The organism is Actinomadura rubrobrunea NBRC 15275, from assembly GCF_001552235.1.
GTDB classification, from domain to species: Bacteria; Actinomycetota; Actinomycetes; order Streptosporangiales; family Streptosporangiaceae; genus Spirillospora; species Spirillospora viridilutea.
Genome location: NZ_BCQU01000118.1, coordinates 1 through 18,305 on the forward strand (window position 1 = coordinate 1; position 18,305 = coordinate 18,305).

An 18,305-nucleotide genomic window follows, 5' to 3' on the forward strand; every position below is an offset into this window, starting at 1 on the left:
GGGGCGCGGGGCCGCCGGTGCGGCGGCGGGCGGCGGCGCGGCGGCCGGTTGCGAAGGCGCCGCCACCGGACGCGGACGGTTGTCCACAGAACGCCGTTCCACTTCCACCGGTCCGGTCGCAGCAGAGACGCTGGACCCGGCAGCGCCCCCACGGACCGGCGCGGCCGGCGCATCCATGCCGCCGCTCGAGGCCACAGGGGCGCCACTCGCCGGGACGGAAGGAGCGGGCGCTGATGAGGCGACAGGAACACCGGCGGCGATCTGCCGTTCGAGGCGGTCCAGGCGGGCGAACAACGAGGCTTCGTCCTGGTACGCGCCGGGCAGCAGGATGCGGGCGCACACCAGCTCCAGCAGCAGCCGGGGCGAGGTCGCCCCCCGCATCTCGGTGAGGCCGGTGTGCAGCAGGTCGGCCGCCCTGGTCAGCTCCCCGGGGCCGAGCGCCTCGGCCTGGCGCCGCATGCGCTCCAGCTCGTCCGGCGCGGCGCTCAGCAGCCCGCTGCCCGCGGCGTCCGGCACATTGGCCAAGATCACCAGGTCGCGGAGGCGCTCCAGCAGGTCGGTGGCGAACCGGCGCGGGTCCTGGCCGCTTTCGATCACCCGGTCGAGGGCGGCGAACACCGCGGCGCCGTCGCGGGCGGCGAACGCGTCCACCACCTCGTCCAGCAGCGCCGAGTCCGTGTAGCCGAGCAGCGAGACCGCGCGGGCGTAGGTGATGCCGTTCTCGTCCGATCCGGCCAGCAGCTGGTCGAGGATGGACAGCGTGTCCCGGGCCGAGCCCGCGCCCGCCCGCACCGCCAGCGGCAGCGCGTTCGGCTCGTACGGCACGTTCTCCCGCTGGAGGATCTCCTCGACCAGCTCCAGCAGCACACCGGGCGGCAGCAGCCGGAACGGGTAGTGGTGCGTCCGCGACCGGATCGTGCCGATGACCTTCTCCGGCTCGGTGGTCGCGAACACGAACTTCAGGTGCGGCGGAGGCTCCTCGACCAGCTTGAGCAGCGCGTTGAAGCCCTCCCGGGTGACCATGTGCGCCTCGTCGATGATGTACACCTTGAAGCGCGCCGACACCGGGGCGAAGAAGGCGCGTTCCCGCAGGTCGCGGGCGTCGTCCACGCCGCCGTGCGAGGCGGCGTCGATCTCGATCACGTCGATGTGGCCGGTCCCGGTCGGGCCGAGCGCGACGCACGAGTCGCACTTCCCGCAGGGGTCGGGGGTCGGGCCCTGCTCGCAGTTCAGCGACCGGGCCAGGATGCGGGCGCTGGAGGTCTTGCCGCAGCCGCGCGGGCCGCTGAAGAGGTAGGCGTGGTTGATGCGCCCGTTGCGGAGTGCCTGCTGGAGGGGCTCGGCGACATGCTCCTGCCCCTTGAGCTCGGCGAACGTCGCTGGCCGGTACTTGCGGTACAGAGCCAGACTCATCGGGGGTCCGGCCTCCTCGAGAAGCGGAGCGTCAGAAGCCAAAGGACCCCCCGCACACCCGCCAGAGCCTGCTTATCCTTGCTGCCTTCCGGCCCTGGGGAGGTTCACAGGATGACGCCGTGCGAGGGGTCTGCCCAGAGTCTATGGCATTCGCGGAGCAAGGGCTGCACGGTTGCCGCGTAGGCTCGTGCGACATGCCCGCCGACCACCCCGAGCACCACCTGCTGCACATCGCCGAACGCCGCCACTGGGAGGCGGCCCGCGCCGACGGCACGGCCTACACGACGTCGACCCGGGGCCGCACCCTCGAGGAGGAGGGCTTCATCCACTGCTCCTCCGACCTCGACCAGGTCCGCGGCGTGCTGTCCCGCTTCTACGCCGACGTCGACCCGGCCGACCTCGTCCTGCTGGTGATCGACGTCACACGACTCGACGCGCCGGTGCGCCACGAGCCCGTCGACGGGGCCGTCTTCCCCCACATCTACGGGCCGATTCCGCTCTCAGCCGTAATCGATGTCCGATCAGTGCCCAAGACCCGGTAGGCTCTGCGGCGGAGGATTCGCCTAGTGGCCTAGGGCGCACGCTTGGAAAGCGTGTTGGGGGCAACCCCTCGCGAGTTCGAATCTCGCATCCTCCGCCAGCCAGAGGGCGGCACCGCCGGTGCCGCCCTCACTGCGTTCTCACCCCAGTCCACGGCTCCTGCCCCCGCCAAACCGCCCCGAGCCCCACCAGATCGTCCTCGTCGCCCTGATCGCCCTCACTGGGTGGCCCTCGCCGCTTGAGGCAGGTCAGGTCGCTCATCACCCCTGGAGGGATTGCAATTGGGGAGGGGTGTGCAAGTCAAACTCGCACACCCCTGTGACTCATCAGTCCTCGAGGGTTCGCAGCCAGCCGTGGCTTGGCACCTTCGTCCGTTCCCACGCTTGAGAGGGGCTTGATCGCCGCTCGCGGTAGTCGGTGTGCGGGGGTGTTGAGAGGCCGCCCGTCAGCATCCGTCCGACGTCCGTCCTGGTCCGCCTCACGACCTTCTCCGGTGACGGTGACGTCTGGGGTCGGTGCCGGCGCTTGGCCGTGCGGTTTGCCTCTCCGATGGGCCGACGGCAGAGCCTTCGTGTGCCGTAGAAGGGCCAGCCGACGTGATCAGCACGTGCCGGGGAGCGCAGACCTCGGCGCGGCGGGGCCGGCCGGGGCCACGGCATCGTCTTCTCTGGTCTCACCCGACGCCGTAGACTCAGGGGCGTGGTTTTTAAGGCGGTAGGGGAAGGAAGGCCTTACCCGAACCACGGCCTCACGTCCCGGGACTGGGCCCAGATCCCGCCGCGCCAGGTGCGTCTCGACCAGCTCATCAGCACGAAGCGGGAGCTGGATCTGCGGTCGCTGCTGTCCAAGGATTCCACCTTCTACGGGGATCTCTTCCCGCACGTCGTCCAGTGGCGGGGCGAGCTCTACCTTGAGGACGGCCTGCACCGCGCTCTGCGTGCCGCCCTGCACCAGCGTCTGGTCCTGCACGCGCGCGTCCTCAACCTCGACGCGCGCTGAACACCGCCTTACCCGCTCAGCCATGCAAGTCGCGGACGATCTGCGCCCGCCTGCCGCGAACGGCCGCCGCATTTGCTAGCCGTCCGCTGAATCCGTCACTACCCACGCGGTCATCCGGTCCTTTGGGCGATCCGCGTTGAGACGCTGACGGCGGTGAGCAGCCTTGCCGCCCATGCCGAGCAGGACGTGCGGGCGGTCGGTGTCGAACTGGGTGATCATGCTCTTGGACGTTCGCGCGGTGGGCTGAGGACCGAGATCCACTGGAGCACGGGGCAGCTAGTGCTGATGCTGCTGGTCACCGCCGGTCAGCGGGGCGCCCCCACGGTTTTGGCCGTGTGGAGCAACTCGGCGTGCCGTGGACGGGGCCAGGTCTCCCTCGCAAGCGCCTGATCAGATTCGGGCCAACTAGGCCTCCAGCTCCCGCACGCGCCGCGCGCACCTGAGCAGCCGTGGAATCGGCTGCACGATCCCGTCAAGGTCGACCAGGGTCCGCCACCGCCGCAATCGGGGCAGCCGGGATGGCCGGCGCCTGTGTTCTGCGCACCGGATCGCCGGCGGCGCCATGCCGTCGAGCGTGGCACCAACCGGCATAAACGGCACCGCGCCATGGGCATGCGGGTTGACGAGCTCGCCGCCGTCCGCCATCCACTCGCAGTCGTCAACGACCGGCTGAACTGCCTTTGAACCCTTTCTAGGGCAGCGGCCCCTGGAGCCCCATCAAGGCGGGGGGACGCCGAGGCGGCGGCGCAGACCTGCGGGGCCAGCGGCGCCCTCTCCATCACGATGCCGGACGGGACACGGGGCGCACGCTGGGCGTCGGGTGTGGGATCAGCGGGTGGAGGCGTTGGCCGGGGTGAGCGGCTCCTCGACCGGGCGCTCCACGGGGGTGTGCTGGTCGGGGGTGAGGCGGACGATGCCGGGACGGGCGGCGAGGAGGCCGAAGGCGATCTCCGGGACGACCAGGGCCAGCAGCACCGAGAGCGGCACGTTCCAGCCGCCGGTGGCGGTGTGCAGCACGCCGATGGCGAGAGGTCCCAGTCCGGCCAGCAGGTAGCCGCCGGTCTGCGCCATGCCGGACAGCCGCGCCGCCACCGAGGGGTCCGCGGACCGCAGGCTGAGCAGCGTGAACGCCAGCGGGAAGGCGCTGCCCGTGCCGAGCCCGAGCACCGTCACCCACAGCCATCCGGCGTGCGGCGCCACGATCAGGCCGCCGATGCCGAGCACCATCGTGACGGCGAGGGCCAGGACGAGCGGGCGCTGGTCGCGCATCCGGGCGGCCGCCAGCGGGACGAGCAGTCCGAGCGGAATCCCGATGATCATCATGACCGAGACCATCATCCCGGCGGTGGCGGGCGCGTACCCGGCGGCGCGCATGATCTCCGGCAGCCAGGACATCAGCACGTAGAACATCAGCGAGGCCAGGCCCATGAACAGGGCGACGTGCCAGGCCAGCGGGACGCGCAGGAGCGAACCCCCGTCCGACGCGGGGCGCGGCGCGGACGGTCCCGACGCGCGCGGGGCCCGGGCGAGCGGCATCCAGGCGACGGCGGCCAGCAGGGACGGGACGGCCCAGACGGCGAGGGCGAGGCGCCAGCCGCCGACGCCGGCGAGGGGGACGGCGAGGGCGGCCGCGATCGCGCCGCTGCCCGCCATGAGCATCATCGCCATGCCGGTGAGGCCGCCCACGCGGCGCGGGAAGGCCTCCTTGATGACGGCCGGGGTGAGGACGTTGCCCATCGCGATGCCCGCGCCGGCCAGCACCGTGCCCGCGAACAGGGCCGTCTGGGCGGTGACGGCCCGCAGCAGGATCCCCGCCGTGATCAGGACGAGCGATCCGGTGATCGCCAGTTCGGTGCCGACCCGGCGGGCCAGCGGCGGGGCGAGCGCGGCGAAGACGCCCAGGCACACGACGGGGAGCGTCGTCAGAACGCTCACCTGCACCCCGGACAGGCCGAGGCTGTGCCGCAGGTCGCCCAGTACGGGGGCGACGCCGGTGATGGCGGCCCGCAGATTGATCGTCAGCAGGACGAGGCCGAGGAGGGTCCAGGCCGCGGTGAGACGGGAGAGGCGCGTGGTGGATGTCATGAGTCAGGAGGGGGGTCGAGGGGGTGGCACGTTCCAAGGCCGTCGGGCCCGTAGCGGGGCGCGTGTCGCCGGCCGTCAGACGTCGGGCGCGGCCGTGGACGTGAGGATCTGGTCGAGGCACGCGGCCGCGGCCTGCGCCGCCGCCTCCGCGTCCCCCGCCTTGACGGCGGCCGCGATCGGGCCGTGCGGGACGTCGGTGTAATTCAGCAGCGTCCCGGCCGTGCCGATGCTGGCCCGCAGGGCCGCGCTGAAGTCGTGGTACAGGTCCGTCAGGACCTTGTTGTGGGTGGCCTCCACGACCGCGGTGTGGAACGCCAGGTCGGCCTCGACGAACGCGTCGTGGTCGCCGGACGCCCAGGCGGCGTCGCGCCGTTCGAGCGCCGCGGTGATCGCGGCGATGTCGGCGTCGGTGCGGCGGGCGGCGGCCAGCCGGGCGGCCTCCACCTCCAGTCCGCGCCGCACCTCGAGGATCTCGGCCAGTTCGGCGGCCTGCAGGCGGCGGCGGACGGCGCCCGACATCTCGCTGGTGGCCCGCACGTAGGTGCCGTCGCCCTGGCGGCAGTCCAGCAGTCCGGCGTGGGTCAGCGCGCGCACGGCCTCCCGGACGGTGTTGCGGCCCACGCCGAGGGTCGCGGCCAGCACCGGCTCCGGCGGGATCTTGCCGCCGACCGGCCACGTGCCCGCGGCGATCTCGTTCCTCAGCTGCTCGATCACCTGGTCGACCAGGGACGAGCGGCGGGCCGTGCGCAGAGTCAACGCTCCCCCTACCGTGCGGTGCTCAATTGATCAATCAGCCGGACATCCAGTCATCCTACGTCTTGTCGCGCAATGGTTCGGCACGTCCCCGTTCCGAGGCACAAGACGGTGCCGCCCGGGAGCCGGGAAACCGGCGGGGCGCGATGCGGGAGGTCAGACCTTCCTGAGGTCGCAGTCGGCGGTCTGGGGGCGGGACCGCCGCAGTCCCGCGGCCTCCAGGGCCTGCCGGTACGCCGCGGCCGCGGCCTGACCTTCGCCGAGGGTCTCGAACAGCTCGCCGAGCTCGTGGAACAGGTGCGCGGTGGGACGTCCGGCGGGCAGGCCGTCCAACTGACCGGCCGCCGTGCGCAGGACGACCAGGGCGGCCGTGCGGTCCTGCTGCGCGAGACGGGCGCGCGCCAGCACCAGGCGCGCCTGCGTCGTCTTGCGGACGCGGGCCACCAGGTCGGGCCCCGGCGTGGGAGTGACCGCGAGGTCGCCGACCCCCGACGGCGCCGACAGGGCCATGCCGGTCTCGAGGAGCTCCTCCAGGTCCGCGATCGCCTCGTCCGGGCGGCCGAGCGCGACCAGTGCGCGCGCCCGTTCGATGGTGCTCTCGGCGGCCTCCCCGGCCGGCAGCCGGCCGGTGTCCGCGAGCAGGTCGAGGGCCTCCCGGGCCGCCTGCCGGCCGACGTCCGTCGGCACGCCGACGTGCCCGCCCGGCCCCGCGGCCTGGTCCGGCGCGGCCTCGTCGGCCGGCGGCATCGAGAACGGCTTCACGCCGCGCAGCAGGGCCTTGGCGGCGGCGAGGTTGAGCCTTGAGCGCGCCAGCCGCGGGGTGCGGCCGGAGCAGGCCGCCAGCGCCTGCTCGGCCAGGTAGAGCGCGTCGCCGACCGCGCCCTCCTCCAGCGCCTTGGACGACGCCCGCCGGTAGTGCTCGCCGACCTGGTCGTCGGCGGCGGCCGCGTCGTCTCCGTGTCCGCCGACCAGCGTCCGGCCCAGCGCGTGCGCGCGGCCCGGATCGGACCGGTCCACATACGCCAGCAGCAGGATCCGCCCGATCTCGGTGTGCTCTTCGCCGACGGTCAGCTCGAGCTCCCGCAGCCGCGCCAGCGTCCGCTCGCCGAGCGCGATGGCCTGGCCGAGGTCGCCGACGGTGTGGTAGCAGCGCGCCAGCGCGATCACCGACGGCAGCCAGCTCGTCCGGCCCGGATCGCGTTCGGCCTGCTCGCGCAGCTCCTCGAACAGCGCGATGGCCTCCTCGGTGCGGCCCAGCTCCTCCAGCGCCCGGGCGCGGCCCCACCGGGCGCGCGCGGTCAGCTCGGGATCGTCGCTGCGCGCGATCACGTCGTCGAATCCGGCCGCCGCGGCGTCCGCGTCGCCGGCCAGCAGCGCCAGCTGCGCGTGCCGCTCGCGGACCTCCAGGTGGGCGCGCTGCTCCGGCTCGACGCCCTCGGCGAGGTACTCCGGCGTGCAGCCGAGCCGCTCGGCGAGCATCCGCAGCACGGTCGGCGTCGGCGTCCGCTTACCGGACTCGATCAACGAGATATAGCTGTCTGAAAGGTCGTGACCGGCGAGCTGCGCCTGCGAGAGGCGCCTGGTGAGCCGCAGGTTGCGGACACGTTCGCCGACGTTGCCTGGACCCGGCATCTGGACTCACTTAGCGGAAGTAATCAGGCGGCTGGGGTGCCGACATGATTGCACATTGCGGGGTTGCGCACATCGAGAGTAACGAAGCGACAGGGGTGCGATCATCCCCCTCGGTGCCGACGGCCGATTATGGTCTGCGGGCGTTCCCGGCCGCGGGCCCGTCCGGCTCCGCGCGCCGCGGCCGGCGGACGGGACGACGCCGCACGCGCCGACCCCTTCGTCGTCACGAGCGGCGGCACCGGCCCCGCGTCGCCGGGCCGTGCCCCCTCTCGCGAACGTCCCATATGACGATCACGATAGCGGGTGCTTATCACATTATCCGGCATGACGCCCAAAGATCATCGTTCCGGCGCGGCGAGCCGGTTCCGGCCGCCGAACGCACCGCCGGACGCCCGGCCGTTCCCGCAGGCCATCACCCGCCCGGAAGGACGGCGGCCCGCCGGGGGCGCCGCCGGCGAGGCCGTCTGACGGACGGCCGCGACCTCATTGTCGGACACGTCGCCGGGCGAGCTTACGCGCCGTGTTCACCCGCTCTCAACTCTGAGGGTCACCCCACGTTCTGGAAAGGGCGGAACCGCCGCGCCCCCCCTGTTTTCACGTTCCCGGAATGCCGCCGCCCCAGGGGTTTGCCGTAACCGCCGCAGCGGTTGGAAAACCCTTACTCCGGCAGCGGTCGGATAGCGCGGTCGCGCGGCTCCGCCGCGGCCGGAGTCGCCGCCCCCGAACCGTGGACGGTCAGTCGTCCTTCGCGTTCTTGTTGGGGAAGATCATTTCGCAGACCTCGAGGTAGAGCTGCTCGGGGTAGGGCAGGTAGTCGACCGTGCGCAGGGCCTGGTCCTGACCGGCCGACTCCAGGACGAACTCCCCGTATCCGAGCATCCGCCCCAAGATCGACCGCTGGAAGCTCATGTCGGTGACCTTGGCCAGCGGCATCATCGCCACCTTGCGGGTGATCAGGCCGGTGGTCAGCAGCATCCGCTGATTGGTGATCACGAAGTAGTCCACCGACCACTCGGCCACCTGCCAGACGAACCAGGCCAGCAGCAGCAGCCAGCCCCACCAGATCCAGCTGATCACCGCGCCGGCGTCGCTGGCCACGGTGTTGCTGAGCACTCCGGCGACGATGAGGCCGCCGAGCACCAGGCCGACCGGGAGCATGAGCACGGCGGGATGCCGCCGTACGGTGATCACCTGTGTCTCGTGCGGCAGGAGGTACTTGTTGACCGACGCGGGAGCCGAGTCACCGGGTGTGACCAGCCTCATCGGGGCCTCAGGCGAGCTCGGTGACGAAGGCGGCCAGGGAGTCGGCGACGGACGCCAGGCCGCTCGCCGCGGTGTTCACCGACCGCGCGGCCCCGCCGGGCTCCCGAATGACGTAGAAGGCCACAAAGGCCGCGGCGGCCCACGTGACGAACTTCTTGGCGGGCACACTGCCTCCCGGAGCGCGATGAGCCACAGACCCCTCGCCAGTCTCGCATAGCGGCGACCTCCGGCAAAGCACGCTCAGGGGGCGTTCTCCGTTGCGCCGTGCGGCGTGTGCGGGCGATCGGCGCGCAGGGGGTCGCGTCCCGGTCCGTCCTCGTCGGCCCGCGGGTGTGCGAGGCGCCCATCGGGACGTCGCTGGACACCGGCGTCCGGCGCCTCGTCGGCCGTGGAGCGCTCCATGTCGTGGAGCGCCCGCACACCCGGCTGCCGTGCGCCGCCCGGCTCCTCGTGCTCTTCTCCCTCGCGCCACTCGACCACGGGACGGCCGCCCTCGCGTCGGCCGGGCGCGAGGCGGTCGTCCTCAGGGCGGTCGGGCGCGCTCGGCCCGCCGTCGCTCCGCCCGGCCGCGTGGCGGCGTGCCTCGCGGTCCGCGCCGGCGCCGAGGCTCTCGGCCGCGTCGCGCTCCCCTTCGGGGGGCTGCGCGTCACCGTGATCGGCGTCGCGATGGTCGATGTCCCGGTGATCGGCGTCACCGCGGTCGGCCGCGTGCCGTCCGGCGTCCCGGCGCTCCGCGGCCCGGCGGTCGGCCTCTCGGCGCTCGGCCCGGCGGCGCTCCGCGCGCTCCTTCTCCGCCGCCACCATCGCCAGCACCTGCAGATGCTTCCGTGCGATCTTCTCCACCAGCCCGGGCGTCGCCGCGCCGGTGACCTCCTGCGCCCCGTAGCGTGCCGCGGCCACGCACCGCGTCACCGTCTCCGGAGGATGCACGTCCACGAACTCCCTTTTCAGGCGGTCGCCGATCTCCTCGTAGACCGACGGCTCGCCCTCCCCCTGGTGAGCCATCACGCTTCCTCGAGAGTCGCTCGCACCGCCCCGGTCCCGTTACCGATCCCCTGTGCGCCGGGGCAGCGGAGAGGAACGATCAGCACGTTCCGTAGCACCTTACTACCCGCGGTGATTCTCGGAGGAACATCGAGAGTCCCGGCACAGGGCGGAACAGGGCTGGAATGGTGGCACGCCTACCGTTCCTTGACTCATTCCAAGACTCATTCCAAGGAGCCCGGTACGCGCATCCCCAGCGTTCTTCAGTTTTCTTGGGCTCGGCCGTACCGGCTCAGACGACGCCGTAGAGGCGGTCGCCCGCGTCGCCCAGGCCCGGGACGATGAAGCCCTGCTCGTTGAGGTGGGAGTCGATCGCGGCGGTCACCACCCGGATGGGAGTGGACGTGCCCTCGAACACCGCCTCCAGGTACTTCAACCCTTCGGGGGCGGCCAGCAGACACAGGGCGGTGACGTCGGTCGCGCCGCGGTCCAAAAGGAGCTGGATGGCCGCGGCCAGCGTGCCGCCCGTGGCGAGCATGGGGTCGAGCACGTAGCACTGCCGTCCGGACAGGTCGTCGGGCAGCCGCGTGGCGTACGTCTGGGCCTGCAGCGTCCCCTCGTCCCGGATCATCCCGAGGAACCCGACCTCGGCGGTGGGCAGCAGCCGGGTCATCCCGTCCAGCATCCCGAGACCGGCCCGCAGGATGGGCACGACGAGCGGCTTGGGGCTGGCCAGCCGCACGCCGGTGGCGGGCGCCAGCGGGGTCTGCACGGTGACCTCGGACACGCGCACATCCCGGGTGGCCTCGTACGCCAACAGGGTGACCAGTTCGTCGGCCAGACGGCGGAACGTGGGGGAATCGGTGCGCTCGTCCCGCAGTGTGGTCAGTTTGTGCGCGACGAGCGGATGATCCACGGCGAGGGTCTGCATGCGCACACCGTAGCCCACCTGGGCGATATGCCCGACATCCGCCCGCGAGCGGATAGGACCCGAGTGAGCTGGGCAGTATTGGTCTATGAGCCGCGAGCGCAGCCAGCGGCCGGGGGATGCCGCCCCGGCCCGAGAATCCGTCCATGACCCGCCCGGCGAAACCCGGGCCGGGCGCGCCCCTCAGGCCCGGTCCGACGACCACCGGACGCCTCAGCCGCAGTCGATCCCTTCCCGAACGGCCGGGCCCGAAACCGGAGCCGGGTCCGACGCGCCGGGCACCGCCCCCGGCGACGAAACCGCCCGTTCCACCTCGAACCTTGTCGACGACCGTCCGACCGAAGAGGGCACCGGGCACGCACGGCCCGCACAGGACCTCCAAGCCCTCGTAGACGCCGAAACCGCAGAAGACCCCCAGACCGGCCCCGCAGAGCAGCCCCGAGACGACGCGACCGCACCGGGCATCGAGGACGCCGATTCCTCGACCGGCATGACCTCCCACCACGACCTGACGCCCGAACAGCTACGGGAACGTCTCCGCCGCCGCGCCGTCTTCCTCCGCGAACTCGCCGAAGCCCGCGAACTGCGCCGCCGCGTGACTCCGCACCGCTCACGCCGAGCACGCATCCACGCGGCCCTGCGGCGCCGCACCTTCCGTCTGCACTGACCACGAACGCCCGTGCGCGAGCCTCCCGCCGAGGCCGCGCACGGGCGTGCGGTGGGGTCGGGATGACAGACCGGATGCGGCCGTTCTGAGGCGCTGCCCGCACGTATGGTGAAACCGTTGATCGGTGGCTCGTTCGCTCCAGTCGCCGGTGGAGGGAGCCGACCGGCCTCCGTCCTGCCTCGCCCGCCGCACGTCCGAGCCGTGCGGGGCGCGGGACGACCGCACGGATCGGTTCTCCCGCTCGGCGGCCGAGAGTCGGCTCATGTGACGGACGGAGGCTTCGGCAAGTTTGGCGGTGAGGCGCGCAGACGGGCGTCGCATCTGGGACCATGCCCTGGCAGGAACGGCGCCGGTGGGGTGGAAATGACGGATGTGGACGCGACGGACTTCGCCGTCGTGGTGTATCGGGAGGACGACAACTGGGAGGCCGGGGTCCTCCCCGTCGCGCTGACCGAGGACCTGGCAGGGCTGATCCACGCCCTACGGCAGCAGCCCAGCATCGGCAGCACCATCGGCCTGGTCTCGGTGGGCGACGACTTCTTCGTGGCGATCCGGCTGCTCGGCGACGAGGTCATGGTGTTCCTGTCGGACGTCACCGCCTCGGTCGACTGGCCGCTGGCCCGGCAGGTGCTGGAGTACCTGGACATCCCGGTCCCCGAGGACGAGGAGCTGGACCAGGTCCTTCCGGTCGGCGACATGTCGATCTTCGCCGACCTGGGGCTGGACGAGATGGAGCTCGGCGCGATCTCCGGCGACCTGGAGCTCTACCCGGACGAGATGCTGCTCAGCATCGCCGGCCGCCTCGGGTTCGCGGCCGCGTTCGAACGGGCCCTCGACACGACGCACTGATCGCGCGGCCGTCCCGCACTGTGACCGGCGCCACCTTCTGCGCCACAATATTCGGGTGTCCTACTTCGCCGCCGTCTTCGCGCAGACCCCGCAGGGCTGGGTGGGGACCGAGGCCGAGCTCTCCGAGGCCGAGAGCATCGACGACGTCTCCGATCTGATGCGCGAGGCCGCGGTCGAGTCCTACGGCGATCCGGTCGTGCTGCTCATCGAGGAGGACGACGAGTGGTTCGCCATCGTCCGCCTGGACGGCGAGGGCGAACCGCGCGCGTTCGTGTCCGCCGTGCACGGGGACGGATTCGGCGCGCTGTTCCTGGATCTCGTCGGGGACGTGCCCCAGGGTGAGGCCGCGGGCGATCCCGCCCTGCTGGACGATTTGGGTGTGGACGCCGAACGCCTCGGCGAGCTGGGCGAGCGGGCGCTGCCCGGCGACGCGCTGGCGACCGTCGCCGAGCTGGCCGGGTTCGGTGAGGAGTACGACCGGCTCCGTGACTGATCCCATCGCCGCCTACGAGGCCGCGATGCGCCTGGCGTTGGCCGAGGCGCGCGGCGCGGGCGAGGCCGGGGACGTGCCGGTCGGCGCCGTGGTCCTGGACGCGTCCGGCGCGGTCATCGGCCGCGGCCGCAACGACCGCGAACGCACCGCCGACCCCACCGGCCACGCCGAGATCGTCGCCATGCGGGAGGCCGCCTCCGCGCTGGGCGCCTGGCGGCTGAGCGGCTGCACCCTCGTGGTCACCCTGGAGCCGTGCACGATGTGCGCCGGCGCCGCCGTCCAGGCCCGCCTGGACCGGATCGTGTACGGCGCCGTCGACCCCAAGGCGGGCGCGGTGGGCTCGTTGTGGGACGTCGTCCGCGACCGCCGCCTCAACCACCGCCCCGAGGTCGTCGCCGAAGTTCTGGCCGACGAATGCGGTGCTGTGCTCACCGAGTTCTTCACTCGCCGCAGAGTCGGGTAGGCTTCCCCGCGGTGGTGTCGCCTAGTGGACGAGGGCGCACGCCTCGAAAGCGTGTGAAGGGCAACCTTCCGTGGGTTCGAATCCCACCACCACCGCTCCGGGCGCCCCCTGGGGAAACACGATCCCCCAGGGGGCGCGACGCGTTCCCAGGCCGAGTCGATGCCCCGCGATTCTTGGGTGGGGACAGGGCGCATGCACCGCCGCCAGGAATGCGGCCGTTCTCCACGCGACCTGCTCGCGACGCCCGGGTCGGCACGGTGGCGTCGGCTAGACGGGTCGCGGACGGACGTCGGCGTCCGTGGCGTAAAGGGTGCGCTGAGGGGAGATGCGCTGCTCGGCCCATATGGTCTTGCCGTTGGCGCTGTAGCGGGTGCCCCAGCGCTGGGACAGGGCGGAGACGAGCTGCAGCCCCCGGCCTCCCTCGTCGGTGGGCTTGCTGCGGCGGATGAGCGGCGTGGTCAGGCTGGCGTCGGACACCTCGCACGTCAACGTCCAGCTGCGCAGCATGCGCAGGCCGATGGGGCCCTTGGCGTGCAGGATGACGTTGCTGACCAGCTCGCTGACCAGCAGCTCGGTGGTGATGACGAACTCCTCGCCGAGGTTCCACGCGGCGAGCTGGCGCCGTACCAGCTCCCGGGCCAGACCGGCGGCCTGGGGCTCCTCGGGCAGCGACCACGAGGCGATGTCCTCGGGCGCGAACTGGCGGGTGCGCACGACGAGGAGGGCGGCGTCGTCGGCGATCGGTTCGTCCTCGGGCAGCAGGGCGCGCACGAGCGTGTCGCGCACCGCGTCGAGAGGCATGGCCGGTTCGCCCCGCAGCGCGTCGGCCAGCGTCCGCGTGAGCTGCGCCGTGCCCGTGTCGACGTCGCGGCCCATCGCCTCCACCAGCCCGTCGGTGTACAGGACGAGCAGCCCGCCGTCGCCGAGCGACACGGTGGCGGTGTCGAAGGGCGGGGAGGCGGCGCCGAGCGGCGGATTGGCCGCGAGCGCCAGGTGTCCGGCGATGCCGTCGGCGCGCAGCACGACCGGCGGCGGGTGGCCGGCGCTGGCGAACGTGAAGTCCCCGGTGACGGGGTCGTAGATCCCGTACAGGCAGGTGGCGAAGTAGTCCTCGCCGAGATCCCCGATGATCGAGTTGAGCCGGTCGAGGATGTCGTCGGGCGGCAGGTCCAGGTCGGACAGGGTGCGGACGGCGGTGCGCAGCCGTCCCATGGTGGCGGCCTCGGAGATGCCGTGCCCCATGACGTCGCCGATGACGAGGGCGACCCGGTCGGACGACAGCGGGATGACGTCGTACCAGTCGCCTCCGATCTCGGCGCCGTACCCGGCGGGCCGGTAGTGCGCCGCGGCCGTCAGCGCGGGCAGGGCGGGCAGCTCGCGCGGCAGCAGGTCGGCCTGCAGCTCGCGGGCGCGGGTGGCGGCGTCGTCGTACAGCCGCGCCCGCTCCAGCGCCTGGGCGATCAACCCGCTGAGCGCGGTGAGCAGCGTGCGCTCCTCCCTGCTCAGGTGGCGGGGGCCGGAGAAGCTGAGGATGCCCGCGCCGATCACGCGCCCCGACGCGACCAGCGGCAGGTACGCGCGGGCGTCCTTCTCCATGGCCATGGGGAAGTCCGCCATCCGCGGGTAGCGGGCGACGACCTCCTCCTCGGAGGCGAAGAACTGCGGGGCGCGGGTGCGCAGCGCCTGCCCGACCGGCGACTCGACCGGGAACGACACGCCCGACAGCCGCTCGACGAACTGCCGCCGGTACCCGACGCTGCCCAGGACCTCCAGGCGCCCGCCGCGCACCGAGCACAGCAGCAGCCCGGTCGCGTGGAAGGCGGGCAGGACGCTCTCGGCGATGGCGGAGACGACGTTCTGCGTGGTGACGGCCTCGGTCAGGGCGCGGGTGAGCTGGTCGATCAGCGCGGCCCGGGCGCTGGCGGCCCTGACCGCCGACAGGACGCGCACCACCGAGCCGAGGGCGGCGTGGTCCTCCTCGGCGTCCCAGGCGGTGTCCCAGACCCGGCCGGTGATCCGGACCACCTCGCCGGAGCGGTCCTGGACGATCCTCGCCCGGGTCCGCAGCCGGCCGTAGGAGCCGTTCCGGCGCCGCACCCGGAACTCGGACTCGTACTCGTCGCCGAGACTGGCGGCCCGGCTCAGATCCTTGCCGATCTTCTCCACGTCGTCGGGGTGGACGACGTCCTTCCAGCTGTCGAGGACGTCCGCCCGGCCGACGAAGTCGATCTCACTGATCAGCTCGCGCAGCGTGTCGCTGTAGGTCACCCGGCCGGTGGACAGCTCGATCTCCCACGTCCCCGCCGCGCCGTCGGACGGCGGCTCGGTGCGCGCGTGCGGCGACGCGGCGGCGAGCGGGCCGGCTTCGGAGCCGTCGTCGGGCACCGCGCGCAGCAGCATCCCGGCGGCCCAGCGCGCGACGTCCTGCAGGAAGGCCCGATCGTCCGGCCCGGGTTCGGCCTTCGACGGCACGAGCAGGGACAGGACGCCGAGCGGGCCCGCCGGTCCGGGGATCGGAACGGAGATCATTCCGACGTCGGCGGGGAGGCCGGGAAGGGCGGGCGGCGGCGTCTCGTCCGACCATGACGCGGGGCCGCTGAGGGAGGACCGCCAGACCGGCCGGCCGAGCCGCGTCGCCTCGGCCGGCGCGACCGAGTCGCCCTGCCGGATGATGTTCCAGACGCCGGTGAACGTCGACGGCAGCCCGCTGCTGGCGGCCAGGCCCAGCTCTCCGGCCACCCCTTTGGCGCCGAGATGCACCATGCCGCCCAGCCCGCCGAGCTCCGCCATGGCGTGCGTCAGCGCGCATTGCAGGACCTCGACGCCCTCGCCCCGGGCGTCCATGGCCTCGAGCAGCCGCAGCCGCTCGTTCCGCGTCCCGCTCGGCTGCTCCCGCGAGCCTTCCGCGAGCCCATCGCTCACCGAGGCCCCCTTCCCCTACCGGTCGCCCGGTGACGCCCACGCGGTCCGTCCGCCCCTTCACGGAGCGGCGTCGTTCCGTACGCTTCTCGCGTGATACCGCAGGGAGCCGTGGTTACTCCGCCCCGGCAATGACTTCATAACGATTGCGCAGACTGCCCTGATTGCCCCTTTCCCTGTTTTTCCGACGTTCTTGGCGAGCTTTTAACGAATCGGAGGACGACTCTTGGGCATCCCCTCGAGCGGCGAGGACGGCGCGGCGCAAGGCGCTGCAGTCCTCCGGCGGGTGGACGGTGCGCGTCCGGTCCGTGGGCTCAACCGGCGGTGACCAAGATGACGCCGGCGGCGGCCATGACCAGGCCGACGCGCTGGACGGCGCGCAGCCGCTCGCTGTAGACGATGCGGGCCAGCAGCACGGTGACCGCCGGATACAGGGAGCTCAGGACGGCCGCGAGGCTGAGCACGCCCTGCTGCGCGGCCACGAAGTACAGGGCGTTGGCGGAGGCGTCGAGCGCGCCGGACAGCAGGGCCAGGCCGATCAGGAGCCGTCCCGACACCGGCGTCCCCGGCAGGGCGCCGCTCAGACGGACCGTCGCGATCAGCGCGATGCCGACGACCAGCAGATTCCCCACGCGGGAGGCGACGAGCGGCCAGAGCCCTGTGTCGTCTCCCGCCTCCTTCAGCAGGATCAAGAAGGTGCCGAAGCACACGCCCGACAGGCCCGCCATGACCGGCCCGTTGTCCAGCAGGCGCCATGGCCTCCCGCCCAGACCCGGTGACCACCGCTTTCCACGCGGACGCACGGGCGCGACCGGGTCCGTCTGGGCCTGCAGCACCGTGCCGTGGCCGAAGCGGTCTCCGGCGTGCACCTGACCGGCGGCGGCCGCCACTGTCACGGGCACCGACGCGACGGCGTCCGGCGCCGCCTGCGCGTCCGCGGGATCGGACTCCATGCTGACGAGCGCGATGGCGATCAGGCACAGCGCGACACCGACCAGCACGCCGCCGGACAGCCGGTCGCCGCGCAGGACGCCCACGGCGACCGGCAGGACGGCCGCGAACAGCGCGGAGACGGGAGCGGTCACGCTCATCGGGCCGCGGGCGAGGGCGCGGTAGAAGACGAGCAGCCCGGTCCCGCCGGCCAGTCCCGCGCCGAGGCCCCACAGCATCGCCGTGCCGGACGGCGAGCCGCCGATGAGCAGCGCCGCGACCAGCACCACCGTCAGCCCCGTCGGCACGCACAGGGCCACGGCCCGCAGCGCGGTGGACCGCCGCGCGACGGCCCCGCCCAGGAAGTCCGCGGCGCCGTAGGCGAGGGCGGCGCCGAGCGCCAGCGCGGTGACCATCATTCGCCGCCGATGAGGCGGGTGGCGATCCGGACGTCGGGCGAGACGGCGCGCAGCCGGGCGGCCAGCTCCTCGCCCGCCTCGCGCAGCCGGTCCAGCGGGTACGGCTCGAGGCGTTCCAGCAGGAAGAGGGCGTTCTTGGTGGACTCGGTGATCCGGGTGCGGACGCACTGCCGCCAGTTCCAGCGGCGGCAGGTCACCCCGGCGTCGTCGCGCCACACGACCTCGCCCTCGTCCGGGTGCTCGACGGCGGGCTCGCCGCGCACGACGGTGTCGAACGGCTCGTCCCCGCGGGCGCGCACCAGGCGCGCCGCCCCGCGGTAGGCGTCGAGGTCCTCGCCGCCGATCGGCAGGGCGTACTCCACGCTGACCGCGTTGTAGGCGTCGACGACCTTGTTGATCGCGGGCAGGGCGTCGACGCGGCGCAGCAGCGCGTCCACCGACGGCCGGGTGCGCTGCGGCTTGGCGCCGAACGCCCGGTACGCCTCGCGCCAGGCGGCGACGTGCGGGTCGTCGGGCACGGCGCGTTCGGCGGCGGCGGCCAGCCACGTGGCCGACTCGTCGTCACCGGGGCCGTTGCGCAGGCCTTCCGCGGTCATGGCGAGCACCGCGAAGTCGGGACGCAGCGTCCGCACCGCGGTGTCGACGACGATCTGGTCGAGCATTCGGGGGTTCCTCGTGTCGGTCAGTTAAATGAAATCGAAGGTCAGTATAACGACCGACACTCCTGTGTCCCGCGACGAACCTCTACTGTGGCGGCCGGGAGGAACCAGTGAGCGATCAGGAAGCGATCGGCGAGGCGGTCGCCCGGACCGTGCGGTCCCTGCGCGCCGGGCACGGCTGGAGCCTGGACGAACTGGCCAGCCGCGCCGGGGTGAGCAAGGGCGTGCTGGTCGGCCTGGAACAGGGGCGCGGCAACCCCAACCTCGGCACGCTGATCCGGATCTCCGACGCGCTGGGCGTGCCGCTGA

General features: G+C 72.7%; 19 protein-coding genes, 2 tRNA genes, 1 other RNA gene and 1 pseudogene. 10 read left to right on the forward strand and 13 right to left on the reverse strand.

The features are described from left to right. Nucleotides 1–1,413, reverse strand: a 1,413-nt coding sequence (locus tag AR3_RS26075) for a DNA polymerase III subunit gamma and tau (protein WP_157406786.1), incomplete at its 3' end; no start/stop codon positions are given. A gap of 38 nt (nucleotides 1,414–1,451) precedes the next feature. Next, an RNA gene (gene ffs, locus AR3_RS26080) (signal recognition particle sRNA small type) lies at nucleotides 1,452–1,547 on the reverse strand. A gap of 60 nt (nucleotides 1,548–1,607) precedes the next feature. Between ffs and AR3_RS26085 the strand changes: the two genes are divergently transcribed. The 3 genes from AR3_RS26085 to AR3_RS26095 all read left to right on the forward strand — a co-directional run bounded on the left by AR3_RS26085 (nucleotide 1,608) and on the right by AR3_RS26095 (nucleotide 2,952). Then, nucleotides 1,608–1,955, forward strand: a complete 348-nt coding sequence (locus AR3_RS26085; RefSeq protein ID WP_067917831.1) for a DUF952 domain-containing protein — start codon at nucleotides 1,608–1,610, stop codon at nucleotides 1,953–1,955. Between the two features lie 10 nt (nucleotides 1,956–1,965). After that, nucleotides 1,966–2,053 (forward strand) — tRNA-Ser (locus AR3_RS26090). Nucleotides 2,054–2,652: 599 nt separating this feature from the next. Then, nucleotides 2,653–2,952, forward strand: a complete 300-nt coding sequence (locus AR3_RS26095) for a type II toxin-antitoxin system VapB family antitoxin (RefSeq protein ID WP_067917833.1) — start codon at nucleotides 2,653–2,655, stop codon at nucleotides 2,950–2,952. 75 nt (nucleotides 2,953–3,027) lie between these two features. Here AR3_RS26095 and AR3_RS30890 read toward each other — a convergent pair whose 3' ends face one another. The 4 genes from AR3_RS30890 to AR3_RS26120 all read right to left on the reverse strand — a co-directional run bounded on the left by AR3_RS30890 (nucleotide 3,028) and on the right by AR3_RS26120 (nucleotide 7,422). Next, nucleotides 3,028–3,171: a hypothetical protein gene (locus AR3_RS30890; RefSeq protein WP_157406788.1), complete on the reverse strand. Its 144-nt coding sequence runs from the start codon at nucleotides 3,169–3,171 to the stop codon at nucleotides 3,028–3,030. A gap of 609 nt (nucleotides 3,172–3,780) precedes the next feature. Further along, complete coding sequence (locus tag AR3_RS26110) at nucleotides 3,781–5,037, reverse strand: CynX/NimT family MFS transporter (RefSeq protein WP_067917839.1); 1,257 nt, start codon at nucleotides 5,035–5,037, stop codon at nucleotides 3,781–3,783. Between the two features lie 75 nt (nucleotides 5,038–5,112). After that, on the reverse strand, nucleotides 5,113–5,793 hold the full coding sequence (locus tag AR3_RS26115) for a FadR/GntR family transcriptional regulator (protein WP_067917841.1): 681 nt from the start codon (nucleotides 5,791–5,793) through the stop codon (nucleotides 5,113–5,115). 153 nt (nucleotides 5,794–5,946) lie between these two features. Beyond that, nucleotides 5,947–7,422, reverse strand: a complete 1,476-nt coding sequence (locus AR3_RS26120) for a tetratricopeptide repeat protein (protein WP_067917843.1) — start codon at nucleotides 7,420–7,422, stop codon at nucleotides 5,947–5,949. A 324-nt stretch (nucleotides 7,423–7,746) separates the two neighbouring features. On the opposite strand from AR3_RS26120, the gene AR3_RS30895 reads away from it, so the two are divergent. After that, complete coding sequence (locus tag AR3_RS30895; RefSeq protein WP_157406790.1) at nucleotides 7,747–7,890, forward strand: hypothetical protein; 144 nt, start codon at nucleotides 7,747–7,749, stop codon at nucleotides 7,888–7,890. 267 nt (nucleotides 7,891–8,157) lie between these two features. On the opposite strand, the gene AR3_RS26125 is transcribed toward AR3_RS30895, so the two are convergent. The 4 genes and pseudogenes from AR3_RS26125 to upp form a co-directional block, all read right to left on the reverse strand. Continuing rightward, nucleotides 8,158–8,685, reverse strand: coding sequence for a PH domain-containing protein (locus AR3_RS26125; protein WP_067917845.1), 528 nt, complete (start codon nucleotides 8,683–8,685; stop codon nucleotides 8,158–8,160). A gap of 7 nt (nucleotides 8,686–8,692) precedes the next feature. Further along, nucleotides 8,693–8,851, reverse strand: coding sequence for a hypothetical protein (locus AR3_RS31310; RefSeq protein ID WP_169803894.1), 159 nt, complete (start codon nucleotides 8,849–8,851; stop codon nucleotides 8,693–8,695). 620 nt (nucleotides 8,852–9,471) lie between these two features. Continuing rightward, a pseudogene (locus AR3_RS26130) lies at nucleotides 9,472–9,690 on the reverse strand (hypothetical protein); the annotation flags it as partial. A gap of 271 nt (nucleotides 9,691–9,961) precedes the next feature. Beyond that, on the reverse strand, nucleotides 9,962–10,600 hold the full coding sequence (gene upp, locus AR3_RS26135) for a uracil phosphoribosyltransferase (protein ID WP_067917856.1): 639 nt from the start codon (nucleotides 10,598–10,600) through the stop codon (nucleotides 9,962–9,964). An 85-nt stretch (nucleotides 10,601–10,685) separates the two neighbouring features. Here upp and AR3_RS30900 point away from each other — a divergent pair, with 85 nt between their 5' ends. From AR3_RS30900 to AR3_RS26155, 5 genes are all read left to right on the forward strand, one after another. Next, a complete protein-coding gene (locus AR3_RS30900; protein WP_146150251.1) occupies nucleotides 10,686–11,264 on the forward strand; it encodes a hypothetical protein in 579 nt (192 codons plus the stop codon). A 363-nt stretch (nucleotides 11,265–11,627) separates the two neighbouring features. Beyond that, nucleotides 11,628–12,113: a tRNA adenosine deaminase-associated protein gene (locus AR3_RS26140; protein ID WP_067917847.1), complete on the forward strand. Its 486-nt coding sequence runs from the start codon at nucleotides 11,628–11,630 to the stop codon at nucleotides 12,111–12,113. Between the two features lie 55 nt (nucleotides 12,114–12,168). Further along, nucleotides 12,169–12,606, forward strand: coding sequence for a tRNA adenosine deaminase-associated protein (locus tag AR3_RS26145; protein WP_067917849.1), 438 nt, complete (start codon nucleotides 12,169–12,171; stop codon nucleotides 12,604–12,606). A gap of 25 nt (nucleotides 12,607–12,631) precedes the next feature. After that, nucleotides 12,632–13,069 carry a tRNA adenosine(34) deaminase TadA gene (tadA, locus tag AR3_RS26150; RefSeq protein WP_067917859.1) on the forward strand — a complete coding sequence of 146 codons (438 nt, stop codon included), beginning with the start codon at nucleotides 12,632–12,634 and terminating at the stop codon, nucleotides 13,067–13,069. A gap of 10 nt (nucleotides 13,070–13,079) precedes the next feature. Beyond that, nucleotides 13,080–13,164: transfer RNA gene (locus AR3_RS26155), tRNA-Ser, on the forward strand. A gap of 172 nt (nucleotides 13,165–13,336) precedes the next feature. On the opposite strand, the gene AR3_RS26160 is transcribed toward AR3_RS26155, so the two are convergent. From AR3_RS26160 to AR3_RS26170, 3 genes are all read right to left on the reverse strand, one after another. Then, on the reverse strand, nucleotides 13,337–15,991 hold the full coding sequence (locus tag AR3_RS26160; RefSeq protein ID WP_067917851.1) for a SpoIIE family protein phosphatase: 2,655 nt from the start codon (nucleotides 15,989–15,991) through the stop codon (nucleotides 13,337–13,339). Nucleotides 15,992–16,302: 311 nt separating this feature from the next. Beyond that, a complete protein-coding gene (locus AR3_RS26165; RefSeq protein ID WP_227023123.1) occupies nucleotides 16,303–17,337 on the reverse strand; it encodes an EamA family transporter in 1,035 nt (344 codons plus the stop codon). Further along, nucleotides 17,334–17,999 (reverse strand): B3/B4 domain-containing protein, encoded by a 666-nt coding sequence (locus tag AR3_RS26170; protein WP_067917853.1) that lies wholly within the window; start codon nucleotides 17,997–17,999, stop codon nucleotides 17,334–17,336. Before AR3_RS26170 ends, AR3_RS26165 begins: the two co-directional genes overlap by 4 nt. A gap of 107 nt (nucleotides 18,000–18,106) precedes the next feature. Between AR3_RS26170 and AR3_RS26175 the strand changes: the two genes are divergently transcribed. Beyond that, nucleotides 18,107–18,305 (forward strand): helix-turn-helix domain-containing protein (locus AR3_RS26175; protein ID WP_157406792.1); only part of this gene is annotated, 199 nt, incomplete at its 3' end.

Bases quoted from the DNA above. Each gene is read 5' to 3' on its own strand.
- AR3_RS26085 (WP_067917831.1), top strand. From the start codon at position 1,608: ATGCCCGCCGACCACCCCGAGCACCACCTGCTGCACATCGCCGAACGC.
- AR3_RS30890 (WP_157406788.1), bottom strand. From the start codon at position 3,171: ATGATCACCCAGTTCGACACCGACCGCCCGCACGTCCTGCTCGGCATG.
- AR3_RS26110 (WP_067917839.1), bottom strand. From the start codon at position 5,037: ATGACATCCACCACGCGCCTCTCCCGTCTCACCGCGGCCTGGACCCTC.
- AR3_RS26120 (WP_067917843.1), bottom strand. From the start codon at position 7,422: ATGCCGGGTCCAGGCAACGTCGGCGAACGTGTCCGCAACCTGCGGCTC.
- AR3_RS30895 (WP_157406790.1), top strand. From the start codon at position 7,747: ATGACGCCCAAAGATCATCGTTCCGGCGCGGCGAGCCGGTTCCGGCCG.
- AR3_RS26125 (WP_067917845.1), bottom strand. From the start codon at position 8,685: ATGAGGCTGGTCACACCCGGTGACTCGGCTCCCGCGTCGGTCAACAAG.
- upp (WP_067917856.1), bottom strand. From the start codon at position 10,600: ATGCAGACCCTCGCCGTGGATCATCCGCTCGTCGCGCACAAACTGACC.
- AR3_RS30900 (WP_146150251.1), top strand. From the start codon at position 10,686: ATGAGCCGCGAGCGCAGCCAGCGGCCGGGGGATGCCGCCCCGGCCCGA.
- AR3_RS26140 (WP_067917847.1), top strand. From the start codon at position 11,628: ATGACGGATGTGGACGCGACGGACTTCGCCGTCGTGGTGTATCGGGAG.
- tadA (WP_067917859.1), top strand. From the start codon at position 12,632: ATGCGCCTGGCGTTGGCCGAGGCGCGCGGCGCGGGCGAGGCCGGGGAC.
- AR3_RS26165 (WP_227023123.1), bottom strand. From the start codon at position 17,337: ATGATGGTCACCGCGCTGGCGCTCGGCGCCGCCCTCGCCTACGGCGCC.
- AR3_RS26170 (WP_067917853.1), bottom strand. From the start codon at position 17,999: ATGCTCGACCAGATCGTCGTCGACACCGCGGTGCGGACGCTGCGTCCC.